Origin of the sequence: Bacillus sp. AY18-3 (assembly GCF_008042305.1) — a bacterium.
In the GTDB taxonomy this organism is placed as follows: Bacteria; Bacillota; Bacilli; order Bacillales; family Bacillaceae_G; genus Bacillus_A; species Bacillus_A wiedmannii.
In genome coordinates this window covers 136,924-161,259 of sequence record NZ_QKQR01000006.1, presented here as the reverse complement: position 1 = coordinate 161,259, position 24,336 = coordinate 136,924, and the positions used below count along the sequence as shown (strand labels likewise).

Here is a 24,336-nt window from a genome sequence, read left to right as displayed (position 1 = left end):
ATCGTCACCTTTGTCAATTCTACATTTATTACATTCTCATCGTCAAGTAGCGATTTGTCACATTATCGTCAATATATACGTGCTAATCGGAGCGAGCCTAAGTTCCTTTCCTCTAAATGAAGAAATTGGCTCTATTTTCGCTTGCTTTTCGTTTACTAACACATGCCACGTTTCTTCTTTCGGAAGTTGCACCGTTTTAGCTTCTAAACCGCTATTAAATAAAACTATAATCTCTTTCCACGGTCCAAATGATTCTGCATGCTCTAGGTGATATGCAAGTACTTCTGGAGATGTTTGCAAAAAAGTCATGTGCTTTTTTATAAGGTCTGCGTTTTGTAATCGGAATGCTCTGTGCTCTTTGCGAATCGCAATTAAACCTTTTATATAGTTAACGGTCTCTATCTCTTCCTCTTTTTGATCCCAATCTAATTGATTAATTTCATCATTTGCATTATAACTATTTTCATTTCCTTGCTTCGTACGATAAAACTCTTGCCCAGCATGTAAGAAAGGAATGCCTTGCGAAAGAATCACCATTGCGCTCGCTAGAAGGTGACGTTTTTTCAAAATCTCTTCTGGTTCTTCATTACTCCGCATTAGTTTATCCCACATCGTCATATTGTCATGACATTCTACATAGTTAATGCTTTGCACAGGCTCTAGAAACAGACCTGTTTCTTTCATACTCAAAAGACTTCCCGATGCTATATACTGCAAATGATTACAGTCTACATGCCCACCAAATGCAAACCCACGCTTATTTATATGAAAGGTACTCCCTTTTATCCCATCACGAAATTGATCATTAAATTGCGCAATATGCGGCATTTTCTTTGCGTTATTTAACGTTGCTTTTTCCTCTAGAGGAAGTGGTGTTTGTAGCTCCCACCCTTCTCCTAATAACAATGCATCTCGCTTTATGTTTCGTACTTCTTTTTCTATTATATTCATTGTATCAACATCTAAAATTCCCATTAAGTCGAATCGGAATCCATCAACATTGTATTCAGTAAGCCAATATAAAATAGACTCTACAATAAATTTCCTCATCATTTTCCGTTCAGATGCTATATCATTCCCGACTCCCGTCCCATTAGAAGGCATACCATCTTCACCATGACGAAAATAATATCCTGGGACAAGCTTTTCAAATGATGATAGCTCTCTTTCATACACATGATTGTATACAACATCTATAATCACCCTAATGCCGTGCTCATGAAATGTTTCAATTAGTTGCTTACACTCTACTATCCTGTTATACGGGTCAGAAGGGTTTGTAGCATAAAATCCCGTAGGCGCATTGTAATATAATGGATTGTAACCCCAATTATATGCAGAAGAAGGATTCGCCTCATCTACACCACCGAAACAACATAAAGGCAATAATTCAACATGTGTAACACCCAAATCTTTTATATGAGACAAGCCTGTTAACGTCCCATTTCGCCCTGTTGTCCCTTCTTCCATTAGCCCTTTATATGTTCCTTTTTTACTCACTCCACTGCCCTTATGAATAGTGGCATCACGAATATGCAGTTCATACAGTATGGCATCTGTCATTGCGTGTAATGGTGGTAATTGCTCTCGTCTTGTTACATTTGTCTTTTCCAAATCGATAACAACGCCGTACTTCCCATTTACAGTCACTGACTTTGCGTAAGGATCCACTGCTTCATTCCATATTAAATTAATACAAACAAGAAATGTATACTTTTCTTCAGCTAAATTACCTTGTAATGTATGAGTCCAAACCCCACTTTCTCCTCTATACATTTCATGATCGGTATATTCTTTATCACTTTTATAAATCCTTACTTTCGCAAGCCTCGCAGTTGGAGCCCATACTTTAAATGTCGTTGCTTCTTTTTGATAAACAGCCCCTAAATCTGTACCTTCGTAATAATACTTTTCATCGAAAATCGCTGTTCTTATGACAGCACCTATTTGTAAATCTGTTTCTTCATTCCGTTCATCTCGTACTGTATAATACTTCCCCACATCTAGCGGCTCTTCTATAAAGCACTCATACTTCGTTGCATCCGGAAGCGCAATTGTATGAGCAATCGGTAAATCTTTCACGTTACTTCCTTCTTGCAAACGAAATGTCCGGCTTGTTCCATACGCATGTGGGAGCAAAATTGTAATTTTATTCATTTCATCTAAATAGGCATCAAATGGACGTTTTACTTTCAACATAAAAAAATCACCATCATTCTTAAAGTTAAAATAAAGTGAAACTTTAATCAGCGGGAAAGCTTTACCCCACTGATTATTAACCTTCACCAATTGGGCCTTTATGGGCAGTTGATCTCCCACCTAACTTCTTTGCTTGATCCTAATTTTGAGGTAGGAGTCTTACTGCCCGCAAATAGAGGGATGAAACGAGCTTTAATGATAAGACTTTTCTTATCATTAAAGCCCTATACAGTAACTCATTATTCTCTATAGTATATTCACCTGTATAAAAAACGTTTTCATACATTCTATTTTTGTAATTTTATTTCAGCAATCGCTTTATACTTCGGTGTCTCCTTCACGTGAGATTCATATAAAGTAATCGTATCCGCTTGAAATGATATTTCAGGTACTTCCTTTATATGTTCTAAATCAAACTTCTCTTCTCCTACCCATTTACGAGCAACAGTAATATGCGGATGATACGGGCGCGCTTCTAAAGAAAATCCATTCCCTTCACACATAGCGTGCACTTGCTTTTGTAATTGAAGCAAATCGTAATTCTCGCTTACCTTCGACCAAAAAATACGCGGCCTATCTTCCATACCGAACGTAGAAAATCCTTGTAATGTGAACGCTAGTTCTTGCGTTTCTGTAAGGGTTTGTAATCCATTCTTTATTCCTTCTAATTGTTCCTCTGTTGCACTACCTAAAAATGAAAGGGTAATATGGTAGTCTTCTTTATGTACCCATGAACGAAATGGTAATTCCTCCTGCATTTCCTCTTTATAGTTAGACAGCACTTCTTTTATATGGTTCGGTAACGTAATCGCGACAAAATAATGCGGCTCCATGTACATCTTCTCCTTCTTTCTATTGTTGCTTTTCTTTCTTATCTCATTCAATTAAATAGAATCAAACTTCCCTACAAGTCTAACCAAGTTAGGGTCGCGTTAATAAAGTGAAACTTTAATCAGTGGGGGTTTTGTCCATCCCCTACTGATTATCAGCCCTCACCAATCGGGCTTTTACGGGCAGTTGATCCCCACCTAACTTCTTCGCTTTCGCTAAATTTTAAAGTGGGGGTCTTACTGCCCGTTAATGCGGGATAAATGAAATTATATCGACTTAACAACTAAATACGATAAGAAAAGCAACCTATACGTAACAGAAAACCGTCCCAAAATATGTATCGGGACGGCCTCTTCTTATTTATATATCCATTACTTCGCTAATTCATGAATTGCTTGCGCGTAAATTGCTGTTGCTTTTAATAAGTCTTCAATTTCAATGTATTCGTCTTTTTGATGCGCAAGTTCTTCTTTTCCAGGGAACAACGGACCAAACGCAACGCCAGCTTTCAATGAACGAGCGTAAGTACCACCGCCGATTGCTAATAGTTCTGCTTTTTCTCCTGTTTGTTCTTCATATACGCGCTGCAACGTACGAATTAACACGTGGTCTTTATCAACATGATGCGGGCGAGAGTTTGAATAATCCGCCACTTTAAATCCATGATTACCAACGTATTCTTTTAACTTTGCAATCATTTCGTCAAAGTTAGTCGTAACCGGGTAACGTACATTTAATCCTAAATTACCACCATTCTCTTTCGTATAAGAAAGGCGACCAACATTCACAGTTAACGGTCCGCTAATATCGTCTTTATAAGAAATACCAGCTTTCTCTCCTAAAATATCTCCTGTAAATGTTTCTGTTACAAACGATGCAAACGAAGACCCTTTTCCATCAAGAGCAACTGTAGTTAAGAAGTTTGCCAGTAATAAACCTGCATTCTCACCCTTCTCTGGAGTAGATCCGTGAGCTGAAATCCCTTTAATTTGCAACGTCACCGTATTACCTTCTACAATTGCTTCACCTATTTTTTTAGCAGTTTGTAAATACTCTTCATATGCTACTGTAAGTGCATTTACATCTTCTCCTGTAATAATCGCTTCTGCAAAATCAGGAACCATATTTAAACGGCGACCTGATTCAAATGAAACAAGTTCATATGTACCTTTCTTTTCTTCACTACCACTTTGCACAACTTGTATATCAGAAATTCCTTTTTCTGCATTAATAATTGGAAAATCTGCGTCTGGCGCAAAACCGATTGTTGGCATTTCTTCGTTTTTAAAGTAGTGATCTACACATTTCCAATTGCTTTCCTCATCTGTTCCTAAAATCATGCGAACGCGTTTTGAAAGAGGCAAACCTAATTCTTTCACAATTTTCATCGCATAATAAGCTGCCATCGTTGGGCCTTTATCGTCAATTGCACCACGTGCAAAAATCTTTCCATCGCGAATATCTGCACTATATGCCGGAGTCGTCCAGCCATCTCCTTCTGGCACAACATCAACGTGACAAAGAATACCTACTAACTCTTCTCCTTGTCCCATTTCAAGATGACCTGCATACCCTTCTAAATTTTTAGAAGCAAAACCTTCAGTTTCTCCTTTATGTAACATGAAAGATAAAGCTTTTTCTACACCTTCACCGAATGGTGCGCCCTCTTTCGCTGATTCTTCTTCCCATACACTTTTAATTTGTAAAAATTGTTGTGTATCACAAATTAAATCATCTTTTCGTTTTGCAACTTCTTCTGTCCAATTAATCGCTGACATCACGCATCCATCCTTCACTATATTGTTTCTTTCATCATAACAAACCGAAATCTCTTATGCCATATACGAAACTTAAATACCTAACAATTGTAATATTTCAGATATTTCTTATTAGTTTTTCTTTTATTTTTCTAAAAAAATTTGCAGGAATTTGGCGTTTTACGTAGAATTTTATGTGTTAGTTGACTGACCATATATACAATGTCAACTACCAATATTTTTCTATATGAATATTTGTTAAATTTCTGTAAAATTTAAGTAGATTAAAGCATGAATTTTATCATGTAGAGTACAATGGTAGTAACGACCTTCTTTCCTGAATGGGGTCAAAAAAACTAGTAGAGGAGTGGTTTTCTCTTGAAACCTACAACTACTCGTATGCTAACACGCATTAAATCAATTTATATGTACATCAATGAAAACGGAACGGTAACGACGAAAGACCTTGTAGATGAGTTCGGGATCACACCGCGAACGATACAACGTGATCTAAATGTGTTGCAGTTTAATGAACTCGTGTATAGCCCTTGCCGCGGTAAGTGGACAACAACAGGAAAGAAAGTGAGAATGACCTCATAATGAACAAATAATTGTATGTAAATAAATACATACCCCTTTCTAACTCGTTAGAAAGGGGTCTTTTCTGCGCCAAAAACAGCACTATTTCTCAGTATCTACTTGATATGTTTTTAACATTTCTACTTCTTCATCTGATAGCTCTCGGTATTGTCCAAGTTCTAGCTCTTCATCTAATACTAATGGTCCCATCTCTGTTCTCTTTAGGTAGACTACTTTTTTCCCTACCGCTTCAAACATACGCTTCACTTGATGGAACTTTCCTTCTGTAATTACAAGCTCGATTTCAGAAATCTCATCGCTTTTTAATATTGTAAGTGCACCTGGCTTTGTTTCATAGCCATCATCTAAAATAACACCTTTAGCAAACTCTTTTACATCCTCTTCTGTTACTACTCCTGCAACGTGTGCATAATATTTTTTCGGCACATGCTTTTTCGGAGATAACAATTGATGTGATAACTTCCCGTCATTTGTTATCAATAAGAAACCTTCCGTATCAATATCAAGTCGTCCAACTGGGAACGGATCAAAGATTGCGTCTTCTAACTCTAATAAATCTATTACCGTTTCATGATTATCATCTTCTGTCGCTGAAATAACGCCTTGTGGTTTATGCAACATTAAATAAACAAACTCTTTATATTCCACAACTTCTCCGTGAATCATAACTTCTTGCTCTTCTACATTTACATGAACCTTCGCATCTTTCACTGGCGTTCCATCAATTTTTACAACGCCGTCTTTCAATAATTTCTTTACTTCTTTTCTACTTCCATATCCCATATTTGCTAATAATTTATCTAATCTCACGTTTTTCACCTTCTTTGTTTATCATAGAAAAGGGGACGTAATTACGCCCCTTTTGATTTCAACTTTATTTTGAATCTATTGCCAAGTTTACGTTGGATTTTCTCTAACGCTTCTCCGCCAAATACTCGTTCAAGTACTCCTGTGCGAATTGCTAACAATCCATACACAAGACCACCAATACCTGCACAAACCACAACTGTAATAAGAGCACCCATTCGGCCATCAGGTGAGATCATGAAGGACAGAGTCCATTGTGATAACTTTACAGCAATGACCATTACAAGTGTTAATACTGCAATTTGGAAAGTTCTCTTATATACAACACCAAATGAATAGTGTACATGTTTTTTGATTTGTCGATTCGTATACCATACTGAAGCTAAGAATCCGACTGCAGTTGCTAAAATCGCTCCAACTGTACCGAAATAACGAATAAAGATTACGTTACATACGAATTTCAAAATAACACCCATAATAAGCGCGACAATCGCATGTTTTTGTTGATTGATCCCTTGCAGAATTGCTGCTGTTACTGTAAATAAAGCGAATAACAACGCAACCGGTGCATACCACATTAATACTTGTCCACCTAGTGGATCTGAATCATAGAACGCAGTATAAATTGGATATGCAAGTGTTGAAATACCGACAACTGCTGGCAATGTTAAGAACATATTTGCCTGGAATGTTTGTGTAATTTGTAACTTTAAATAGCGGTATTGTTTTTCAGTAAATGATTTTGTAATCGCTGGTACAAGCGTTAAACTAAACGCTGTTGCAAGCGATACAGGAATCATAATTAATTTATGCGTCCACATTGTGAAAATACCAAGCGCTCGCTCTGCGATATCACCTTGGCCAATCGCTTGCATAATTGAGTTAAATGTCAATGTATCAATTTGTTGATATAAAGGAATTGTTAACCCAATTACAACGTAAGGAATCGCATATGCAAATAATTCTTTAAATAATTGAACCGTACTCACTGTCGATTCTGGTACAGTTTGTTCAATTAAATATTGATCCAAATGTTTTTTACGTTTTAACCAGTACCAAATGAGTACACCGAGCGCTCCAACTGCTGAAACGAACGCAGCAAATGTCGCTACCCCAACTGCTGTTGCAACTGTACCGCCAAGTACTTTAATAACGATAAAACTACCCGCTAATAAAAAGACGATACGAATAATTTGTTCAATAATTTGCGAAACAGTAGTCGGTCCCATCGATTGGTGACCTTGGAAATAACCACGAATTAAACTCGCTGCGGGTACAACAATAAGTGCAAAACTTACAAGACGAATAATCGTCGTAACTTCTTCTACATTACTGTGTATACTTTGTTTACCAAGCATTGCTTCTGCAAACAGTGGCGCTGTCATGTATAGAACTAGGAACGAAAGAACTCCTGTTACTATCATCATAACCATTCCCGAACGGAACATTCTCCGGCTCGTTTTATAATCGCCAAGCGCATTATATTTGGAAACAAATTTGGAAACAGCAAGCGGCACCCCTGCCGTTGCAATACTTAAAAAGATCGTATATGGAATGTATCCATATGTATAGAGCGTTCCGCCTTCTGTACCTACTAATGCATGAAACGGAAAGACGTAAATCATGCCTAAGAACTTTACTAAAAATGTCCCTAACGTAACAATAAGCGTTCCGCGCAGAAATTTCGAATCGGACATACAAAAATCCTCCTACATCTACATAAAGTGAAACTTTAATCAGTGTGGGTGTTCTTCCCCACTGATTATTAGTTGAACTATTCGAGCATTTATGAGCTACCAAATTCCCTTTTTATTTCTCTTACATCTTAAGGTTTTTGTCTTATTGCCCACAAATAGCAGGATAGTGCTGAACTCTAACTTTTGTATTGTACCACAATTCTCTCCTTAAGCAGTACTTCACTCTATTTTTCTTTTAAGGGAAAACATGCTATTCTTTTAGGCAGGAAATGTAGAAAATGAGGTCGATATATTATGCATTATGATGTTATTGTCATCGGCGGCGGGCCTTCTGGGCTAATGGCTGCAATCGGTGCTGCAGAAGAAGGCGCAAGTGTCTTACTTCTTGATAAAGGAAATAAACTAGGGCGTAAACTTGCGATTTCTGGTGGTGGTCGTTGTAACGTAACGAACCGTCTACCACTTGATGAGATCGTTAAACATATACCAGGAAACGGTCGCTTCTTATACAGCGCTTTTTCTATTTTCAATAATGAAGATATTATTACATTCTTCGAAAAGCTTGGCGTGCAACTAAAAGAAGAAGATCATGGTCGCATGTTCCCTGTATCAAATAAAGCACAATCAGTAGTAGACGCACTTTTAACACGATTAAAAGACTTAGGTGTAAAAATCCGTACGAATACACCCGTTGAAACAATTGAATATGAGAACGGTCAAACGAAAGCAGTCGTACTGCAAACTGGCGAAGTGTTAGAAACGAATCATGTCGTTATCGCTGTTGGCGGAAAATCCGTTCCTCAAACTGGCTCTACTGGAGACGGATACGCTTGGGCTGAAAAAGCTGGGCATACAATTACAGAGCTATTCCCAACAGAAGTACCAATCCTTTCAAACGAACCATTTATTCGTGATCGCTCCTTACAAGGTCTTGCTTTACGCGATGTTAACTTAAGCGTATTAAACCCGAAAGGAAAAGCTATCATTTCTCACAAAATGGACATGCTCTTCACTCATTTCGGCCTATCTGGTCCTGCCGCTCTTCGTTGTAGCCAATTCGTCGTGAAAGCACTGAAAAAGTTTAAAACGAATACGATTCAAATGAGTATCGATGCATTGCCAGAAGAAAATAGTGAACAACTATTCCAGCGCATGCTGAAACAAATGAAAGAAGATCCGAAAAAAGGGATTAAAAATGTATTAAAAGGTTATGTTCCTGAACGTTACTTCCTATTCTTATTAGAAAAGAATGAAATTGATGGCAGCGAACAAGCTGGACAAGTTTCTCACGAGAAAATTCGTGCACTTGTGAAAGACTTTAAAGAGTTTACTGTGAATGTAAATGGTACGCAGTCAATTGAAAAAGCATTCGTTACTGGCGGCGGTGTATCCGTTAAAGAAATTAACCCGAAAGAAATGTCTTCTAAATTCACGAACGGCGTATATTTCTGCGGAGAAGTTCTTGATATTCATGGTTATACTGGCGGCTATAATATTACATCTGCTCTCGTTACTGGTAGAATTGCCGGAACAACGGCTGGAGAAAACGCGAAAATGCAATATTAAAAAAGAAACAGGGCTTCCTGTTTCTTTTTTTAGGTATATGAAATTATATCAGTGATTCTACAATTATATCGGCGATTCCTCGAATATATCAGCGTTTCTACAACATATATCGGCGTTTTCTTAAATATATCAACTTACCGACAAAGAACGACAAATATACGCTCCTCCTAACTTCCCATTGCTTTTTTGTTGCTTTATATACCTTAGTACCTTTATATTTTATATTGTTGAATATTTGAAAAAGGGTAAGGGGAAAAAATATGAGAAAAAAAGTCATGATGTCTTTAATGCTAATGACGTTTCTTTCTGCGGTAGAAGGAACGATTGTTAGTACAGCGATCCCTCGTATAACGAGTGATTTGTCAGGCGTCGAACTTGTTAGTTGGGTATATGCAATTTATATGCTTGCAACAGCTGTTTCGACTCCAATATACGGAAAGTTAGCTGATTTATTCGGCCGTAAAAAAGTTTTACTCATCGGAGCTACAATCTTCTTAATCGGTTCTGCGCTTTGCGGATTCGTTACATCAATGGAACAATTAATCTTCTTCCGTGCTCTTCAAGGTATAGGTGCTGGTGCTGTTATGCCGATTACAATGACGATTATTGGAGACTTATATAGCGAAGCGAGAGACCGCGCGAAAGCACAAGGTTGGATGAGTGCCGTTTGGGGTGTATCGGGTGTTATCGGACCGTTAGTCGGTGGATTTTTAGTTGATTCTCTATCTTGGCGTTATATTTTCTTCTTAAACGTCCCATTTGGAATTATCGCTTGCTTAATGATCGCCATTTACTACAAAGAATCTATTAAGCCCGCTAAACACCATATCGACTATCTTGGTGCAACAGTCTTCTCATTAAGTACGATCGCTCTACTATATGCATTATTAACAGGTAGCAGTAAGCAAAACTGGGGCGACATAACAATTATCGGCCTATTAATCTTTGCCGTCGTTTCATTCATTATTTTCTTATTCATCGAGAAAAAATCTCCGGAACCATTAATTCCGCTAGCACTTTTCTCTAACCGTACATTATCTACAATAAACATATTAACGCTCATTGCTGGCGCAATGATCATTAGTATTACAATGTACCTTCCAATTTGGAGCCAAGGTGTATTAGGAAAAAATGCGACAGAAGCCGGACTTATTTTAATGCCAATCCCTGTTATGTGGACATTTGGCGCTATTTTCTCTGGTAACTTAGTAGGCAAATTAAAAACGAAACAAATCATTTTACTTGGAGCTAGCATTTTATCAGTCGCTACGTTCTTATTATTTACATTATCAACAAATTCACCATCGTTCCTTATCTATGTAGCAGTCGGATTATTCGGATTAGGAATGGGGCTTGTGACACCTATTTATATGGTAACAATTCAAGCAGCCGTACCAGCTCATACACGCGGAACAGCCGTTGGTTTAAACACATTTATTAATACATTTAGTCAAACGTTAGGTGCTGCAATCTTTGGCACAATCTTTAATACGATGATTCATGCACGCGGTATTCAAAACCTTGATCTTGTATCTGGTGGCAGACACGGAGGAACTACAGCAAACGTAGTAACCGAATCGCAAGAGGCATTAGCATCAAGTGTACACGTCATTTATATGAGTACTTTCGTATTAGCAGTATTTACACTAATTATCGCTTGGATTTTATTAAAACCAGCTACTCAAACAAGTGAGCAATAATAAAGAGGATGACCATTTTGGTCATCCTCTTTTTACTCTTCATTCTCCACAATATGTTTCAGCATAGATAATTTATTATCCCAAAAACGTTCATAATATGAGAGCCACTGTTGTAATTCCTCTAATGGTTCTGGATGCAAACGATATATCTTCTCTCTTCCGCTTTTTCTTCCGCTTACTAAATTCGCTTCCGAAAGAATATGAAGGTGCTTTACAACCGCAGTACGACTCATCGGAAAATGATCCGTTATTTTGGAAATCGGTAACTCTTTATCACTTAATAACCGTATTACTTCTCGGCGGGTTGGATCAGCAATTGCTTGAAATACATCATATTTCGCTGCTGATGAAGACACTTAGCCTTCAACAACCTTTTTCAGTTTTTCATTTACAATCGCTACCCAGCCGCCACTCATTCTATCGCGAATAATAGAGCTCTTCGCATTCGCTTTCGGAAGAATTTCATCAGGATGTTTCCAGCCGCCGTGAATTAACGTAAATTCTGTTTTATTATCTCCTAGGTCTTTCAGATTAAATGAAACGACCCAGCCATCTGTATCCCATGAGAAAGATAGATGGTTTGGTTCATCAATTTCTAACACTTTACATGGTGATGGGCCAAATGGTGATTGCACATGAAATTCATGCCCTACCTCTAATACAAAATCATTCGGCATAAACCATGACGCAATCCCTTCTGCAGTTGATACTACATTCCATACTTTTTGAATAGACGCGTTAAAAACGATCGTTTGTTTAATATCAGTTAATGTATTTTGTTGTTCCATTTTCATTCTCCTTTATTCGGCAATTAAATATAACACCTTTTGGTTATACTTCAATGATATAACACCTTTTGGTTTCATGTCAACGCTAGTTATTTTTTACTGTTGAGAAATTCTCAACATTTTTTCAACAGGACAAACACCCTCTGAGCATTCCCTCATAATATACTCACAAAGGCAACAAAAAATAAAAACTTCTCTCAACATGAAACTCCATCATTCATCTTGAAAGAAGTGCCTTACGTATATCATGCGTATTTCGTCTCTCCTCCTTCCCTCAGGGACACTACGCGAGATATGAAAAATCAGAAGGAATATGCCCACCATTTGATTAGGTAGTTATTTCTCTTCTCCTCAACATTTCCTTAGGAGCGAAATGACTACCAACTCACTTTTTTCAAACAAAAATAAAAAGGGGATGAAAGCTATGTTCTATTGCATTAATTGCTCTGACATTCACCATGAAAAACATCCGAATGATAAAGTATTCAAAAACGGTTTTTATATCGATCCATTTTTAGGTGATCGTTATCACCTTGGTATGTGTACAGATGCCCAAAACCATGAAACAGGGGAGCCTATTTTAGCGAAAAAGAAATTAGGCACAACTCAATCTATTATGAACGTATTACCGACACATGTTGTCCCAACATAAAACATAAAAAAGAGCTGGCTCACCCAGCTCTTTTTTATGCTTTATAAACGATCATTGCTGAAAAACAATAAATTTGGTTTTCGTCATCATTAATGGAAACACCGACTTGGTACTTAATATCTACAAAATTACTATCATCAATCTTTTTCAAAAAAACATTTACAGCGTCTTCTAAGTCTTTTTCGTGACTTTCATCAAACACTTTCACACGAATCATGTTAACACCATCCTAGATCGCAGCCCTCCGCCGCTTGATTATTGCCACGGTGCGTATCTATGATGCGATAAAATTTTCCGTCTTCATATATATATCCGTCTTCTAACACATATTGTTTACCTTCAGTATAGACATAAAACTTACCTATCATAAATTTACTCGTATATAATTCCAAATAATCCGGTCTAAATTTAGCTACAACTTTATTTGTAATATCAATTCTTATTGTGCGCCCCACCTTCTCTCCCTCCCTTGCAAAGAACGGATTTAGGTATATTGTATTAACGATTTTACATTTTATGCTTAAAAATAAGTGGATATGCCTTCTTTCTTCGTCTGTACTATTTTTCAAAAAAATCATCAATAAATAAGAGCAAAAAAATATAAAAAAAAAAAAGAGTTTTTACTTATTGACTATAATATCAACATTATGGTATTATATAAAATTTGACATTTTCACTCACTTGTGCTATCATTAAAAGTGGTTACCACATATGGAGGTGGATGATTTGTTTCAAATTGGCGATAAAATCGTTTATCCAATGAACGGCGCAGGAGTCATCGAAGCCATTGAAGAGAAAGAAATATTAGGAACAACACGTCAATATTGTGTGATACGTATCATTAGTAAAGACATGCAAATAATGCTTCCTATGGATCAATTACAAAAATCAGGTATTCGTTATATCGTAGATAAAGGTACATTAGATGTTATACTTCTTGAATTTCAAAACGGGGAATCAGACACATCACTTTCCTGGAAACAGAGATATACAATGAATATGGAAAAAATGAAAAACGGCAATCTGCAAGATAGCGCAGAAGTTGTTCGCGATTTACTTCGCCGTAATAAAGAGAGAGCATTAAATGCGAGCGAAAAACAAATGCTAGATAATGCACGCAAAATGATGATTAGCGAAGTTGCACTTGTGCAAAATGTTTCTGAACATCAAGCAACAGAATTTCTTCAAGATACAATTAATCATTAAATTTAAAATAGCCGACCGCTATTTTTTTTTGCAGAAAAAAGGACAAAGAGATAAACCTCTTTGTCCTTTTATATTACCCGCGACCTGCTTGAAACGACGGGTATAAAGTCATTCCACCATCTGCAAATAACGTAATTCCAGTTACGTAACTCGCTTCTGAGGAAGCAAGCCACGTTGCGACTGCTGCAATTTCTTCCGGCTTTCCAATGTAGCCCATCGGTATCATACTTTCTACGTCAGCACGTTTTTTAGGATCAGCAAACTTTTCTGCATTAATTGGCGTATTTATTGCACCTGGCCCAATATTATTTACTCGAATACCTTTTGGTGCATATTCTAACGCTAACGTTTCTGTCATCAGTTTAATACCACCCTTACTCGCCGCATAGTGCACGAATAGTGGCCACGGAATTTTCTCATGAACACTCGACATATTAATAACAGAACCTTTAATATCATGTTCTACAAAATATTTAATCGCTTCACGGCTTCCTAAAAAAGCACCTGTTAAATTTGTATTGATTACTTTATTCCAATCCTCTAACGGCATTTCATGCGACGGGACCGCGTTTTCTATCCCTGCATTATTAATCATAACGTCAAGCGTACCAAACTCTTTCACAGCAGATTGAATGAGGTTCACAACATCAGATTCAACTGTCACATCACCTTTTACAGCAATCGCTTCTCCGCCTACTTTTTTTATTTCTTCTAATACATCATGCGCTTCTGACTCTCGTGAGCGATAGTTAATTACTACTTTTGCTTTCTCCTTAGCAAACCGTACTCCCATCGCTCTTCCAAGACCAGTTGCTGATCCTGTAATAACGACAACTTTTCCTGCTAAATCACTATACATTTCAATACCCCCTTTAACTTTTTGCAACACCTAACATTATTCCGGCTGCGATAATAAAAACGATACCGACAACAATCCCCGTTAATTGGCGTTTCGTTTTTCTTTCACCTAATATAAGAATCCCGCCAAGCGTTGAAATAATAATTCCCATTTGCGATAGCGAAAAACTTGTTGCCACTCCAACACGCGGCTGCGAAATGAATAAAAACATATTTCCAGCTGCCCAAATTAATCCTGGGATAATATTTCGTAGTGCATATTTATTAAATGGATGATGTTTAAACGTAAGCAAAACGCCCCCTAACACCATACCAACTGCTTGTGGCAATAAAGCTGACCAACCATCTACGTTAAATAGCCTAATCACTACTACGTAAACTAAATAACCGACTGTTGAAATCAATAAAATGATAATGCCCCTTTTAAAATTACCCGCCTGCTCTGCACTCTTTTCTTCTTCACTTTGAAGTGATGTTAAAATAACACCGATAATAATACAAACGAGAGCCAAAACACCAAGGACGACTGATATAGTCGTGGACCACTCATGAAATACGATGACTCCAAATAAAGTCGTCGCAACTAATTGCAGTCCTGTTGAAATGGGCATCGTTCTCGAAACGCCCATTAAATCAATACTTTTTAATTGATTCGCCTGACCAAGTGCCCAAAATAAACCTGACACAATTCCAACTCCAATAACAGTAGGAGTTAATACTGGCTTCATAAAAATATAAACAACAATCGAGAAAATAAGTGCCCCAAACGTTGTACCGAGCGTTTGACTATATGGTCCCCCGCCCAGTTTCACGTTAAATAGCACAATACTTCCCCAAAATATAGCCGGTAAAATCGCTAAAAGTATGTCCATCGCTCATTACCTTTCTTTACTAAATGTCATAAGTTATCACTCTGAATCATTAGAGTGAGCTTTTATTTTTTCTTTTTCCCGTTCACAAACTTTTTCTGCAATAGCACCAGAAACATTCTTTTCTCGCTCCACCTTCTTTATTTTTACGTGATCTAAATAATCTTCCAAAATAAGTGTAACTTTATCATTCGGCGGATTATGTGCACCTTGGAACGTAAGAAATTGTAGCGTAATTTCAAATCTAGGAACGAACTCACCGTTCTTACCGAGACGTTTTATATTTATAACGGAAGCACATTCATACTGATCTTCTGTCACTTGTCTAATAACTGAATAGTACCTATTTGATAATGCACTCTCTAACAGCTGCTCCCTCGATTCTTTCGCAAAAGAATCACTTGGAGAAGAGAAAAAGATTGCACATAGCATTGTAATAACTACACATATTTTTTTCATAACACCCTCCTTGTTCTATAAGTTAGTGTTCGCAAAACTTCCATAAAAAAACGACTTCCCTATGTAGGAAAGTCGTTTGAATGAATCCAATATTAACCACCGCTCACTGGTGGGATTAGTGCAACAACATCACCATCTCGGATCGTATCATCTTCATTTGCGTATTCTTCATTAATCGCAACCATAGTTGATGCTGTCACTGGTACATTATATTCTTTAGCAACAACATCTTTTAACTCTGCAACCGTAATATTTTCTTTCTCTATTTGTAATTCACTTGTTCCTGCTTCCTCTTGCAAGTGCGCAAATAATAATACTCGAATCATACTTACAGCTCCTTCCCAGGCTCCCCTGCCGGATATGGCGTTTTTTCTAATTGATCACCAATCCATGAGTCTCCATCTTCCCAAAACTCCTTTTTCCAAATCGGAACAATTTGTTTTATACGTTCCATAATGTATTCATTCGCCTCATAGGCCGCTTTACGATGCGGTGTTGAAACAGCAACAACAACCGCGATATCAGAAATTTGCAGTGTACCGATGCGATGTGTAATCGCAACGTGTGTACCTGGCCACTTCTCTTTCACTTCTGAGCCAATTTTCTCTAGCATCTTTTCTGCCATCGTTTTATAAGCGACATATTCTAAGTATAATGTACGACGCCCTTTCGTAAACTCCCTAACCGTTCCAATAAATGTTGTAACAGCACCGCATTCGCGGCGAATAACCTTCTTTGCTACCTCTTCAATCGAGATTTCTGTATCAATTACTTCATAATACGTATTTGTCATTTCGTACTCCTTACCGTTTGTATAAACCAGTCTATATACAACTCTTCTTCTGTTAAATGAAATACTTTATATTCCTCTCGTAAGTTTGCAGGTGCATCATGCCACGTAATAACCGCTACTATGTTTTCTACTTTATGTAAAAGTTCAACGTCTTCCGCAGAACGAAGTAATACTACTTTCGGATAGCTCTCTTTTTTATAGCCCTCTATTAAAATTGTATCCACTTCAAAAAACTCATATAAGCGAATAATTTCTTGCAAGGACCATTCCTCTCTTAATGACGACAGTGAAAGTAATCCAGCGCCTTCTACACTACTGACAACAGCCCCAGCCTTTCGGTGCCTTTCACTATCTTTTTGCGCTACTTCTGGAAAACCTCCGTGCCCGTGATGCTTAATTGTAGCAACTTTCATGTTTCGTTCAGCTAATGCATACACAATTTTCTCAACGAGCGTTGTTTTTCCGCTATTTTGATATCCTACTATTTGTAAGATTGAAGGGGCTTTGCCCATGGCCAATCACATCCCTCGTCGTGCTCTAACAATAATACAGATACTTTCATCCCTGCCTCAAATCCTCTCGTTCCTCCAGGCAACACAATAAAAGCATTCGCATCGGCGAGTGAAGAGACCGCACTCGATTTATCTAAACCGACCGGCATCGCTTGTAATGCCCCGTCCACGATTGTCACGTTTGCTCTTACAAAACGAGTAAACGGATTTGGCTTCGGAAAATCTTTTTGTAAAATAGCATCTGCTCTATATACGTGGGGTTCTTTCGCATACAAATATGTTTTTATAACCGGATGCACAAATAGCTCAAAGCCTACGTAGCAAGCTGACGGATTTCCTGATAAACCGAAAAGTAACTTTCCATCAACTTCAGCTACTGTCGTTACACTTCCTGGTCTCATCGCTATTTTATTAAAGAGTACATTCGCCTGTAATCTCTCATAAATAGCTGGCAAGTAGTCATAATCTCCTACCGACACACCGCCTGTCGTAATTAAAATATCAACCTCATTCATCGCTGATTGAACAGCTGCAAAGCATGCATCTAACTCGTCAGCAAGTTGGCCATAATAACGAACTTTCCCTCCGACTTTCATAATTTGAGCGGCAATCATATACGAGTTACTATTTCTAATTTTCCCCGGCTGTAACGACTCGTGTACCTCTAACAGTTCACTTCCTGTCGTCACAATACCAACAACAGGCTGTTTTACAACCTTCACAGTACTATATCCAAACGTCGCTAATAAGGCCGCAACACCTGGATTAATTGCAACACCTTTCTGAACAAGAACTTGATTTTTCTTTATATCTTCTCCTTTAAATGACACATTGTCACCACTATGAAAAGGACGCTTTACCTTCATATATGTTTTTCCGTTCTTCTCAAAACCTTCCGTCAACTCTAGCATTACGACTGCATTACAATCCTCTGGAATAGCTGCCCCTGTCATAATACGAACCGCCTGAAAAGGTCCTACTTCTTCTGTAAAAACAGATCCTGCCCCGATTTCTCCTATTACTTCAAACTCAATCGCATTCTCTTGATTTGCTTCTTTCGTATCTTCTGCTCGAATCGCGAAACCATCGTAAGGAGAACGATCGAAATGAGGAACGTCATGATCAGAGATAACATCCTCCCCAAGAATTCTCCCGTAACTTTCCGTAATTGAAACCTCTTCTACTTCACCATTTTTCGCATATTCCATTACTCTCTCTACTGCCTCAGCAACTTGAATTGGAATTCGTTTTTCTATCATCGTTTCTCACCTCATATTTGCATTTTTTTTTATCTCGATTAAACTTTATATATTAAATAGAAATTACTTCAAGGAGGAATTCCATGTCTTCATTCACACACTTTAATGACCAAGGACGCGCGAAGATGGTTGATATAAGTGACAAAAAAGCAACCGTCCGAACAGCAATTGCGTGCTCTAGCATTGTCGTTACAAAAGAAATTTACGATAAAATCTCTCACAATGAAATTGGGAAAGGTGACGTATTAGCAGTTGCACAAATCGCAGGTATTATGGCTGCGAAACGTACTTCTGATATTATCCCAATGTGCCATCCTTTATTATTAAAAGGTGTTGACGTTTCTTTCGATTGGAAACAATCCGAAGAACAATATCGATTACTTATTGAAGTAAAAGTTAAAACAGAAGGTAGCACCGGTGTTGAAATGGAAGCTTTAACAGCCGCTTCCGCTACAGCTCTTACTGTGTACGATATGTGCAAAGCTGTTGATAAAGGTATGATTATTGGCGAAACGTACTTATTTGAAAAAACAGGTGGAAAAAGTGGAGATTATACGAGAAAGTCTTAATCTTCTTTCCGTTGAACCTAAAGGGCTCCCTTTAGGTTCAACCTATATATCTTGCATATAAGCGTTTTGCTATATTTATATCATTCGTCCCATGAATGAACGCCCTGCCATCTGTAAATAAAACAAAACGAAATTCCTCCACCGGAAATGATAATAAATACGGAGTAGCTTTTACATCCACACTTCTTTGTAAGCGCTTTTTAATTTCTTCTAAATTAAATTCATTCCGCACACCTGGACGGATTTGTACTGTATTTCGGCCACATAACACTTCTGTTTTTGTTTGTGCTTCAAATGTTAAACTCGGATATGTACGTAATCTTCCGCAAGATAAACATGTGTCTTTTTTCTGCCTATTCACTTTAAATGCCATCTGTTGATTATTCCAAAGATCAAACGATAACATCGTTTCGCGAAGTGCCCCATAGTCTTCTACTAATATTTTCAGCGCTTCCGTTATTTGATGCGCAACTACTAATTGTACTGCCGGCTGTATAATACCAGCCGTATCACATGTTGCCCCGCTCGCTGGATGTTCCATTAAACAGCGGAAACACGGTGTTTTTCCTGGTAAAATTGTATACGTTACTCCGTAGCTTCCGACACAACCACCATATATCCACGGAATATTATACTTTTGTGAAATATCATTAATAAGAAGACGCGTTTCAAAATTATCTGTCGCATCTAATATTAAATCTACATCATTCACTAGCTCTTCCATTTCTCGCACTGTTACATCAGTCACAACCGGATTTATTTTCACCTCAGAATTAATCGCTTGTAAATGCTCTGCTGCTGCTACCGCCTTTGGTTTATATTGCTTTGCATCTTCTTCTGTATATAATTGTTGCCTTTGTAAATTACTCCATTCTACATAATCACGATCCGCAATTGTTATTTTGCCAACACCTGCTCTAACAATTGCTTCTGCATTCGCTGCCCCGAGAGCACCAGCGCCGATAATAAGCACATGCTTCTCTCTAATTTTTCTCTGCCCTTCTTCTCCAACACCAGAAAATAATATTTGTCTTGAATATCGCTCCTGCATACGATAGCCCCCTTTCTTATCCTCCTATATAAGACATTTCAATTTTCGGACGATTCTTTGCACTTTCTTCTGTCCGTTCATCCGAATACCTGTCTTTTCTATTCATCCATACATCTTGTATAACGCTTACTAACTCATCATCCGAAAGATTTCCTCTAAGAAGTTCCCTTACATCCAATCCTTCTGTCGCAAATAAGCAAGTATAAAACTTTCCATCTGCCGAAATTCTTGCTCTCGTACAAGAGGAACAAAATGACTCTGAAACAGAAGTAATAAAACCGACTTCGATATTTGTTCCAACGTAACGATATCGCTTCGCAACTTCACCGAAATAATGCGCTTCAGCTGGCTCAAGTGGATACACACTATGAATCATTTCAATTAATTCTTGCTTTGTAACGACTTGATCAAAGTTCCATCCATTTGTACTACCAACATCCATAAACTCAATAAACCTAAGTGTGATTCCTTGCTCTTTAAAATAAGCAGCCATCGGAAGTACTTGATGTTCATTCATCCCTTTTTTCACAACCATATTTACCTTTACATCAAGCCCGGCCTCTTTTGCAGCCATAATTCCCTTTATAACAGGTTTCGTATTGATATTCCGGCCATTAATGTCCTTAAATACATCGTCATCTATTGCATCCAAACTAACATTTACTCTATGTAATCCAGCTTCTTTTAATGCTTTTGCTTGTTTCGTTAAATGAATTGCATTTGTCGTTAACCCTATATCTACTAACCCTTCAATTTTCACGAGACGAGCAATAAGTTTTGTTAAATCTTTACGCAGTAGTGGCTCGCCACCAGTAAGTCTAATTTTTCGTACACCGATGCTAACAAATAGTTTTGCCAAACGCTCAATTTCATCAAACGTCAGTAAAAACTCATCTTTCAAAAAAGCATAATCTGGCCCAAAAACTTCCGCTGGCATACAATATGTACATCTAAAATTGCAACGATCAATGACAGATATGCGCAAATCTTGAAGTGGGCGTCCAAAAAAATCTGTAACCATCTCCTGCATCACCACCCTCCCTTTCTGTCAAATTTCTCTCTTTTCATTCTATTATAATATATTTTCGAACTGCGATGTTTTTGCTTAAGTGAATAAAGTGAAACTTTCCTAACCAATTAGACTACCTACAAATAACAGGATAAAAAACCTTGAAGCATAAAAGCTCCAAGGTTTTCTTCCTATTAACTTAGTCTAATAATAGTTAGAGTAGCTCCTGGCGTTGCCGTAGATAATGTAGCTATTGCAACTAATCCAAATAACTGCAGACTAATGGCAGCTCCAGCAGGCAAATTAGCAATTATTGTCGCATTAAATGAACCTGTAGCTATTGCTGGTGAATTTATTGTTCCTGCAAGCGGACTGCCATTTACAGTTATACGAGAACTTACAAGTAAAGAGGCTGTTAAATTTATTGTATAAGCTATATAGTAATTCCCCGCATTCGCAACCGTAAATACGGTATTTCCTCCGCTAACGGTAATTCCTGGTCCAATATTTTGATTGTTCGGTAATGATACATTTGTACCACCTAATAAAACGGAAATAGCGGTTCCTGATGTATTATTCGCAAATGCATACGTTGCAGTTGTACTAACTCCGGTCACACCCGTTGCTCCAGTGGACCCGGTTGCTCCAGCTCCAGTTGGACCGGTTGGACCTTGGATCCCTTGCGAACCGGTTGGACCTGTGTCCCCTGTTGGGCCTTGTGAACCTGTTGCTCCAGTGGATCCCATTGGGCCTTGGATTCCTTGTGCTCCTTGAATTCCTTGTGGGCCTGTCGCTCCTGTTGCTCCAGTGGATCCCGTCGGGCCTTGTGGACCTTGAATTCCTTGTGGACCTTGTGAACCAGTAGCTCCCGTATCCCCTGTCGGGCCTTGTGGACCTTGCAACCCTTGCACGCCTTGCGGACCGGTTGGACCTATTTCTCCTTGAACACCTTGAATTCCTGTTGGGCCTTGTGGACCGGTCGGCCCCTGCACTCCTTGGATTCCTTGAATTCCCTGTGGACCTTGTGCTCCTGTTGCTCCTGTCGCACCTTGAATCCCTTGTGGGCCTTGATCTCCTTGTACTCCTTGTGGACCGGTTGGGCCTTGGATTCCTTGTGAGCCTTGATCTCCCGTTGCTCCCGTTACTCCTTGTATCCCTTGGGGACCTTGAACACCTTGCGGACCGGTTGGACCTATTTCTCCTTGAACACCTTGAATTCCTTGGGGTCCCTGTAAGCCCGTCACACCAGTTGCTCCTGTTTCTCCTGTCGCTCCTGTCACTCCAGTTGAGCCTATCGCACCGGTATCTCCAGTTGCTCCTGTCACACCGGTTGCTCCTGTTGGTCCAGGTGGTCCACCGGATGGACATGTCACTCCTGTCGGACCTGATGGCCCCGTTGGACCACTCGGTCCTGCTGGTCCTCCAGAAGGACCAGTTACCCCTGTTGGACCGGTTACTCCTGTCGGGCCTGTAGTTCCTTCCCCTGTCGCTCCGGTTACACCCGTATCTCCTGTTACTCCGGTTGGACCTTGGCCCCCTTGAATTCCCTGTGGCCCCTGCACTCCTTGCGCACCCGTTGGACCTTGAATTCCTTGAATACCTTGCACGCCCTGTATTCCCATTGGACCTGTTGGGCCTATTTCCCCTTGAGTACCTTGCACTCCTTGCGGGCCCTCTGGACCTGTTGCTCCTATATTCCCTTGTACACCTTGAATTCCAGTTGCTCCTTGTGCTCCTGTTGCTCCTGTTACACCTTGAGGTCCTATAGCCCCCTGTATACCTTGTGGACCTTCTGGACCTGTTGCTCCTATTGGCCCTTGGATTCCCTGTATACCTTGCGGCCCCTCTGGACCTGTTGCTCCAGCTGGTCCTGGCACCCCTTGGATTCCTTGCGGACCTTGAAGTCCTTCTGGGCCTTCTGGTCCTGTTGGTCCGATCTCACCCATCGGGCCTTGAATCCCTTGAACTCCTTGTGGTCCCGTTTCTCCTGTTGGACCCGGTACTCCTTGTATACCTTGTGGACCTTGATCTCCTGTTGCTCCTGTTACACCTTGAGGCCCTATAGCTCCCTGTATACCTTGTGGACCTTGATCTCCTGTTGCTCCTGTTATCCCTTGAATTCCCTGAACTCCTTGTATTCCTTGTTCACCAGTTACGCCCGTCGGCCCCGGAATACCTTGAATACCTTGCGGACCTTCTGGACCTGTTGGTCCAATTGGCCCTTGAACCCCTTGTATTCCTTGCAATCCCTGTGCTCCTGTTTCTCCTGTACTTCCAGTCGGTCCTGTATTTCCCGTTACTCCAGTTACACCTGTACTTCCTGTTACCCCTGTATTTCCCGTTGCTCCCGTCGCACCTGTACTTCCACTCGGTCCACCTCCTGGACCTGTCGCACCAATTGCCCCCGTCGCACCTGTACTTCCACTCGGTCCACCTCCTGGACCTGTCGCACCAATTGCCCCCGTCGGACCTGGTGGTCCTCCAGATGGACCCGTTATCCCTGTTGGACCTGTTATTCCAGTTGGGCCTGTAACCCCTTGACCAGTTGCTCCTGTTGTCCCCGCACTTCCACTCGGTCCTTGTGGTCCTTGTATCCCTTGTGCCCCTTGTATTCCTTGTGGACCGGTTGCACCTGGTACCCCTTGCACACCTTGAATTCCTTGAGGTCCCTCAGGTCCAGTCGCTCCAATCGGACCTTGTAACCCTTGTACCCCTGTATACCTTGTGTCCCAGTCGCTCCTGTTGGACCAATCGGACCTTGCAACCCTTGCACTCCTTCTGGTCCTGTCGCTCCTGTAGCTCCCTGTGCTCCCCTCAATCCTTGCGGCCCCTGCTGTCCTTCTGGACCTGTTGCACCTATTGGTCCAACTGGTCCTTGTATCCCTTGCACACCTTGAGGTCCTGTCGGGCCCATCTCCCCCACCGGACCTTGTAATCCTCTTGGTCCTTGAGGGCCAGTCGGACCTTGGGGACCGGTTGAGCCAGTAATCCCAATGCCAGTAAATCCCGTTGGAACGGGTGGAAAGGTAGGACCAATAAGATTTGGTGAAATTCTGAAATTAGAGTTTAATGAATGTTTTTTATCGCGCTCTCTCACACTTTCACCACCTGCACACCATCTTTTTTACATGAAACAAACCTCTTCTTCTTAATA

The 24,336-nt window shown here is 39.5% G+C and carries 24 protein-coding genes and 1 pseudogene; 6 read left to right on the top strand and 19 right to left on the bottom strand.

All coding sequences use genetic code 11. The features are described 5' to 3' along the window. Positions 1 to 57: 57 nt before the first annotated feature. The 3 genes from pulA to pepV all read right to left on the bottom strand — a co-directional run bounded on the left by pulA (position 58) and on the right by pepV (position 4,808). A complete protein-coding gene (pulA, locus tag DM800_RS06090) occupies positions 58 to 2,199 on the bottom strand; it encodes a type I pullulanase (RefSeq protein WP_147786587.1) in 2,142 nt (713 codons plus the stop codon). Positions 2,200 to 2,486: 287 nt separating this feature from the next. Continuing rightward, on the bottom strand, positions 2,487 to 3,032 hold the full coding sequence (gene thpR, locus DM800_RS06085) for an RNA 2',3'-cyclic phosphodiesterase (protein ID WP_098147795.1): 546 nt from the start codon (positions 3,030 to 3,032) through the stop codon (positions 2,487 to 2,489). A gap of 369 nt (positions 3,033 to 3,401) precedes the next feature. Continuing rightward, a complete protein-coding gene (pepV, locus tag DM800_RS06080; protein WP_147786586.1) occupies positions 3,402 to 4,808 on the bottom strand; it encodes a dipeptidase PepV in 1,407 nt (468 codons plus the stop codon). A gap of 357 nt (positions 4,809 to 5,165) precedes the next feature. Between pepV and DM800_RS06075 the strand changes: the two genes are divergently transcribed. Continuing rightward, positions 5,166 to 5,387 (top strand): DeoR family transcriptional regulator, encoded by a 222-nt coding sequence (locus DM800_RS06075; RefSeq protein ID WP_000805512.1) that lies wholly within the window; start codon positions 5,166 to 5,168, stop codon positions 5,385 to 5,387. An 81-nt stretch (positions 5,388 to 5,468) separates the two neighbouring features. Here DM800_RS06075 and DM800_RS06070 read toward each other — a convergent pair whose 3' ends face one another. Further along, a complete protein-coding gene (locus tag DM800_RS06070) occupies positions 5,469 to 6,197 on the bottom strand; it encodes a pseudouridine synthase (RefSeq protein WP_001234944.1) in 729 nt (242 codons plus the stop codon). Positions 6,198 to 6,238: 41 nt separating this feature from the next. Next, on the bottom strand, positions 6,239 to 7,891 hold the full coding sequence (locus tag DM800_RS06065) for a putative polysaccharide biosynthesis protein (protein WP_001284033.1): 1,653 nt from the start codon (positions 7,889 to 7,891) through the stop codon (positions 6,239 to 6,241). A gap of 294 nt (positions 7,892 to 8,185) precedes the next feature. Here DM800_RS06065 and DM800_RS06060 point away from each other — a divergent pair, with 294 nt between their 5' ends. Both DM800_RS06060 and DM800_RS06055 read left to right on the top strand, forming a co-directional pair. Then, complete coding sequence (locus DM800_RS06060; RefSeq protein ID WP_000558876.1) at positions 8,186 to 9,457, top strand: BaiN/RdsA family NAD(P)/FAD-dependent oxidoreductase; 1,272 nt, start codon at positions 8,186 to 8,188, stop codon at positions 9,455 to 9,457. A gap of 260 nt (positions 9,458 to 9,717) precedes the next feature. Continuing rightward, a complete protein-coding gene (locus DM800_RS06055; RefSeq protein WP_147786585.1) occupies positions 9,718 to 11,157 on the top strand; it encodes an MDR family MFS transporter in 1,440 nt (479 codons plus the stop codon). A 32-nt stretch (positions 11,158 to 11,189) separates the two neighbouring features. On the opposite strand, the gene DM800_RS06050 is transcribed toward DM800_RS06055, so the two are convergent. Continuing rightward, positions 11,190 to 11,513 carry an ArsR/SmtB family transcription factor gene (locus DM800_RS06050; protein WP_000098837.1) on the bottom strand — a complete coding sequence of 108 codons (324 nt, stop codon included), beginning with the start codon at positions 11,511 to 11,513 and terminating at the stop codon, positions 11,190 to 11,192. Then, complete coding sequence (locus DM800_RS06045; RefSeq protein WP_000437776.1) at positions 11,514 to 11,945, bottom strand: SRPBCC family protein; 432 nt, start codon at positions 11,943 to 11,945, stop codon at positions 11,514 to 11,516. Positions 11,946 to 12,369: 424 nt separating this feature from the next. Here DM800_RS06045 and DM800_RS06035 point away from each other — a divergent pair, with 424 nt between their 5' ends. Further along, on the top strand, positions 12,370 to 12,597 hold the full coding sequence (locus DM800_RS06035) for a DUF3973 domain-containing protein (RefSeq protein WP_147786584.1): 228 nt from the start codon (positions 12,370 to 12,372) through the stop codon (positions 12,595 to 12,597). A gap of 34 nt (positions 12,598 to 12,631) precedes the next feature. On the opposite strand, the gene DM800_RS06030 is transcribed toward DM800_RS06035, so the two are convergent. Both DM800_RS06030 and DM800_RS06025 read right to left on the bottom strand, forming a co-directional pair. Further along, positions 12,632 to 12,814 carry a sporulation protein Cse60 gene (locus tag DM800_RS06030; RefSeq protein ID WP_000621751.1) on the bottom strand — a complete coding sequence of 61 codons (183 nt, stop codon included), beginning with the start codon at positions 12,812 to 12,814 and terminating at the stop codon, positions 12,632 to 12,634. Between the two features lies 1 nt (position 12,815). Further along, positions 12,816 to 13,052, bottom strand: a complete 237-nt coding sequence (locus DM800_RS06025; protein ID WP_000533808.1) for a DUF2553 family protein — start codon at positions 13,050 to 13,052, stop codon at positions 12,816 to 12,818. A gap of 256 nt (positions 13,053 to 13,308) precedes the next feature. Between DM800_RS06025 and DM800_RS06020 the strand changes: the two genes are divergently transcribed. Beyond that, positions 13,309 to 13,803: a CarD family transcriptional regulator gene (locus DM800_RS06020; RefSeq protein WP_000451450.1), complete on the top strand. Its 495-nt coding sequence runs from the start codon at positions 13,309 to 13,311 to the stop codon at positions 13,801 to 13,803. A gap of 73 nt (positions 13,804 to 13,876) precedes the next feature. Here the strand turns inward: DM800_RS06020 and DM800_RS06015 are convergent, their stop codons facing one another. The 7 genes from DM800_RS06015 to moeA form a co-directional block, all read right to left on the bottom strand. Then, complete coding sequence (locus DM800_RS06015) at positions 13,877 to 14,662, bottom strand: glucose 1-dehydrogenase (protein WP_000286669.1); 786 nt, start codon at positions 14,660 to 14,662, stop codon at positions 13,877 to 13,879. 13 nt (positions 14,663 to 14,675) lie between these two features. Beyond that, a complete protein-coding gene (glcU, locus tag DM800_RS06010) occupies positions 14,676 to 15,533 on the bottom strand; it encodes a glucose uptake protein GlcU (protein ID WP_048540762.1) in 858 nt (285 codons plus the stop codon). A gap of 36 nt (positions 15,534 to 15,569) precedes the next feature. Continuing rightward, entirely contained in the window at positions 15,570 to 15,989 is a 420-nt protein-coding gene (locus tag DM800_RS06005; RefSeq protein ID WP_048540764.1) for a DUF3888 domain-containing protein, read from the bottom strand. 92 nt (positions 15,990 to 16,081) lie between these two features. Continuing rightward, positions 16,082 to 16,315: a molybdopterin converting factor subunit 1 gene (gene moaD / locus DM800_RS06000; RefSeq protein WP_000621775.1), complete on the bottom strand. Its 234-nt coding sequence runs from the start codon at positions 16,313 to 16,315 to the stop codon at positions 16,082 to 16,084. 2 nt (positions 16,316 to 16,317) lie between these two features. Then, positions 16,318 to 16,782 (bottom strand): molybdopterin synthase catalytic subunit MoaE, encoded by a 465-nt coding sequence (moaE, locus tag DM800_RS05995; RefSeq protein ID WP_000185929.1) that lies wholly within the window; start codon positions 16,780 to 16,782, stop codon positions 16,318 to 16,320. Then, the gene (mobB, locus tag DM800_RS05990; RefSeq protein ID WP_147786583.1) at positions 16,779 to 17,294 is read right to left on the bottom strand and encodes a molybdopterin-guanine dinucleotide biosynthesis protein B; all 516 of its coding nucleotides are present in this window, start codon (positions 17,292 to 17,294) and stop codon (positions 16,779 to 16,781) included. Before mobB ends, moaE begins: the two co-directional genes overlap by 4 nt. After that, positions 17,264 to 18,553, bottom strand: coding sequence for a molybdopterin molybdotransferase MoeA (moeA, locus tag DM800_RS05985; RefSeq protein ID WP_147786582.1), 1,290 nt, complete (start codon positions 18,551 to 18,553; stop codon positions 17,264 to 17,266). The genes mobB and moeA overlap by 31 nt, the downstream gene beginning before the upstream one ends. A gap of 83 nt (positions 18,554 to 18,636) precedes the next feature. On the opposite strand from moeA, the gene moaC reads away from it, so the two are divergent. Continuing rightward, entirely contained in the window at positions 18,637 to 19,122 is a 486-nt protein-coding gene (gene moaC / locus DM800_RS05980; RefSeq protein ID WP_000094144.1) for a cyclic pyranopterin monophosphate synthase MoaC, read from the top strand. Between the two features lie 37 nt (positions 19,123 to 19,159). On the opposite strand, the gene DM800_RS05975 is transcribed toward moaC, so the two are convergent. The 3 genes and pseudogenes from DM800_RS05975 to DM800_RS05965 form a co-directional block, all read right to left on the bottom strand. Next, positions 19,160 to 20,173, bottom strand: coding sequence for a molybdopterin-synthase adenylyltransferase MoeB (locus tag DM800_RS05975; RefSeq protein WP_060486693.1), 1,014 nt, complete (start codon positions 20,171 to 20,173; stop codon positions 19,160 to 19,162). Between the two features lie 16 nt (positions 20,174 to 20,189). Beyond that, entirely contained in the window at positions 20,190 to 21,203 is a 1,014-nt protein-coding gene (moaA, locus tag DM800_RS05970; RefSeq protein ID WP_087984854.1) for a GTP 3',8-cyclase MoaA, read from the bottom strand. Positions 21,204 to 21,376: 173 nt separating this feature from the next. Continuing rightward, a pseudogene (locus tag DM800_RS05965) lies at positions 21,377 to 24,279 on the bottom strand (BclA-related collagen-like exosporium protein). Positions 24,280 to 24,336 lie beyond the last annotated feature (57 nt).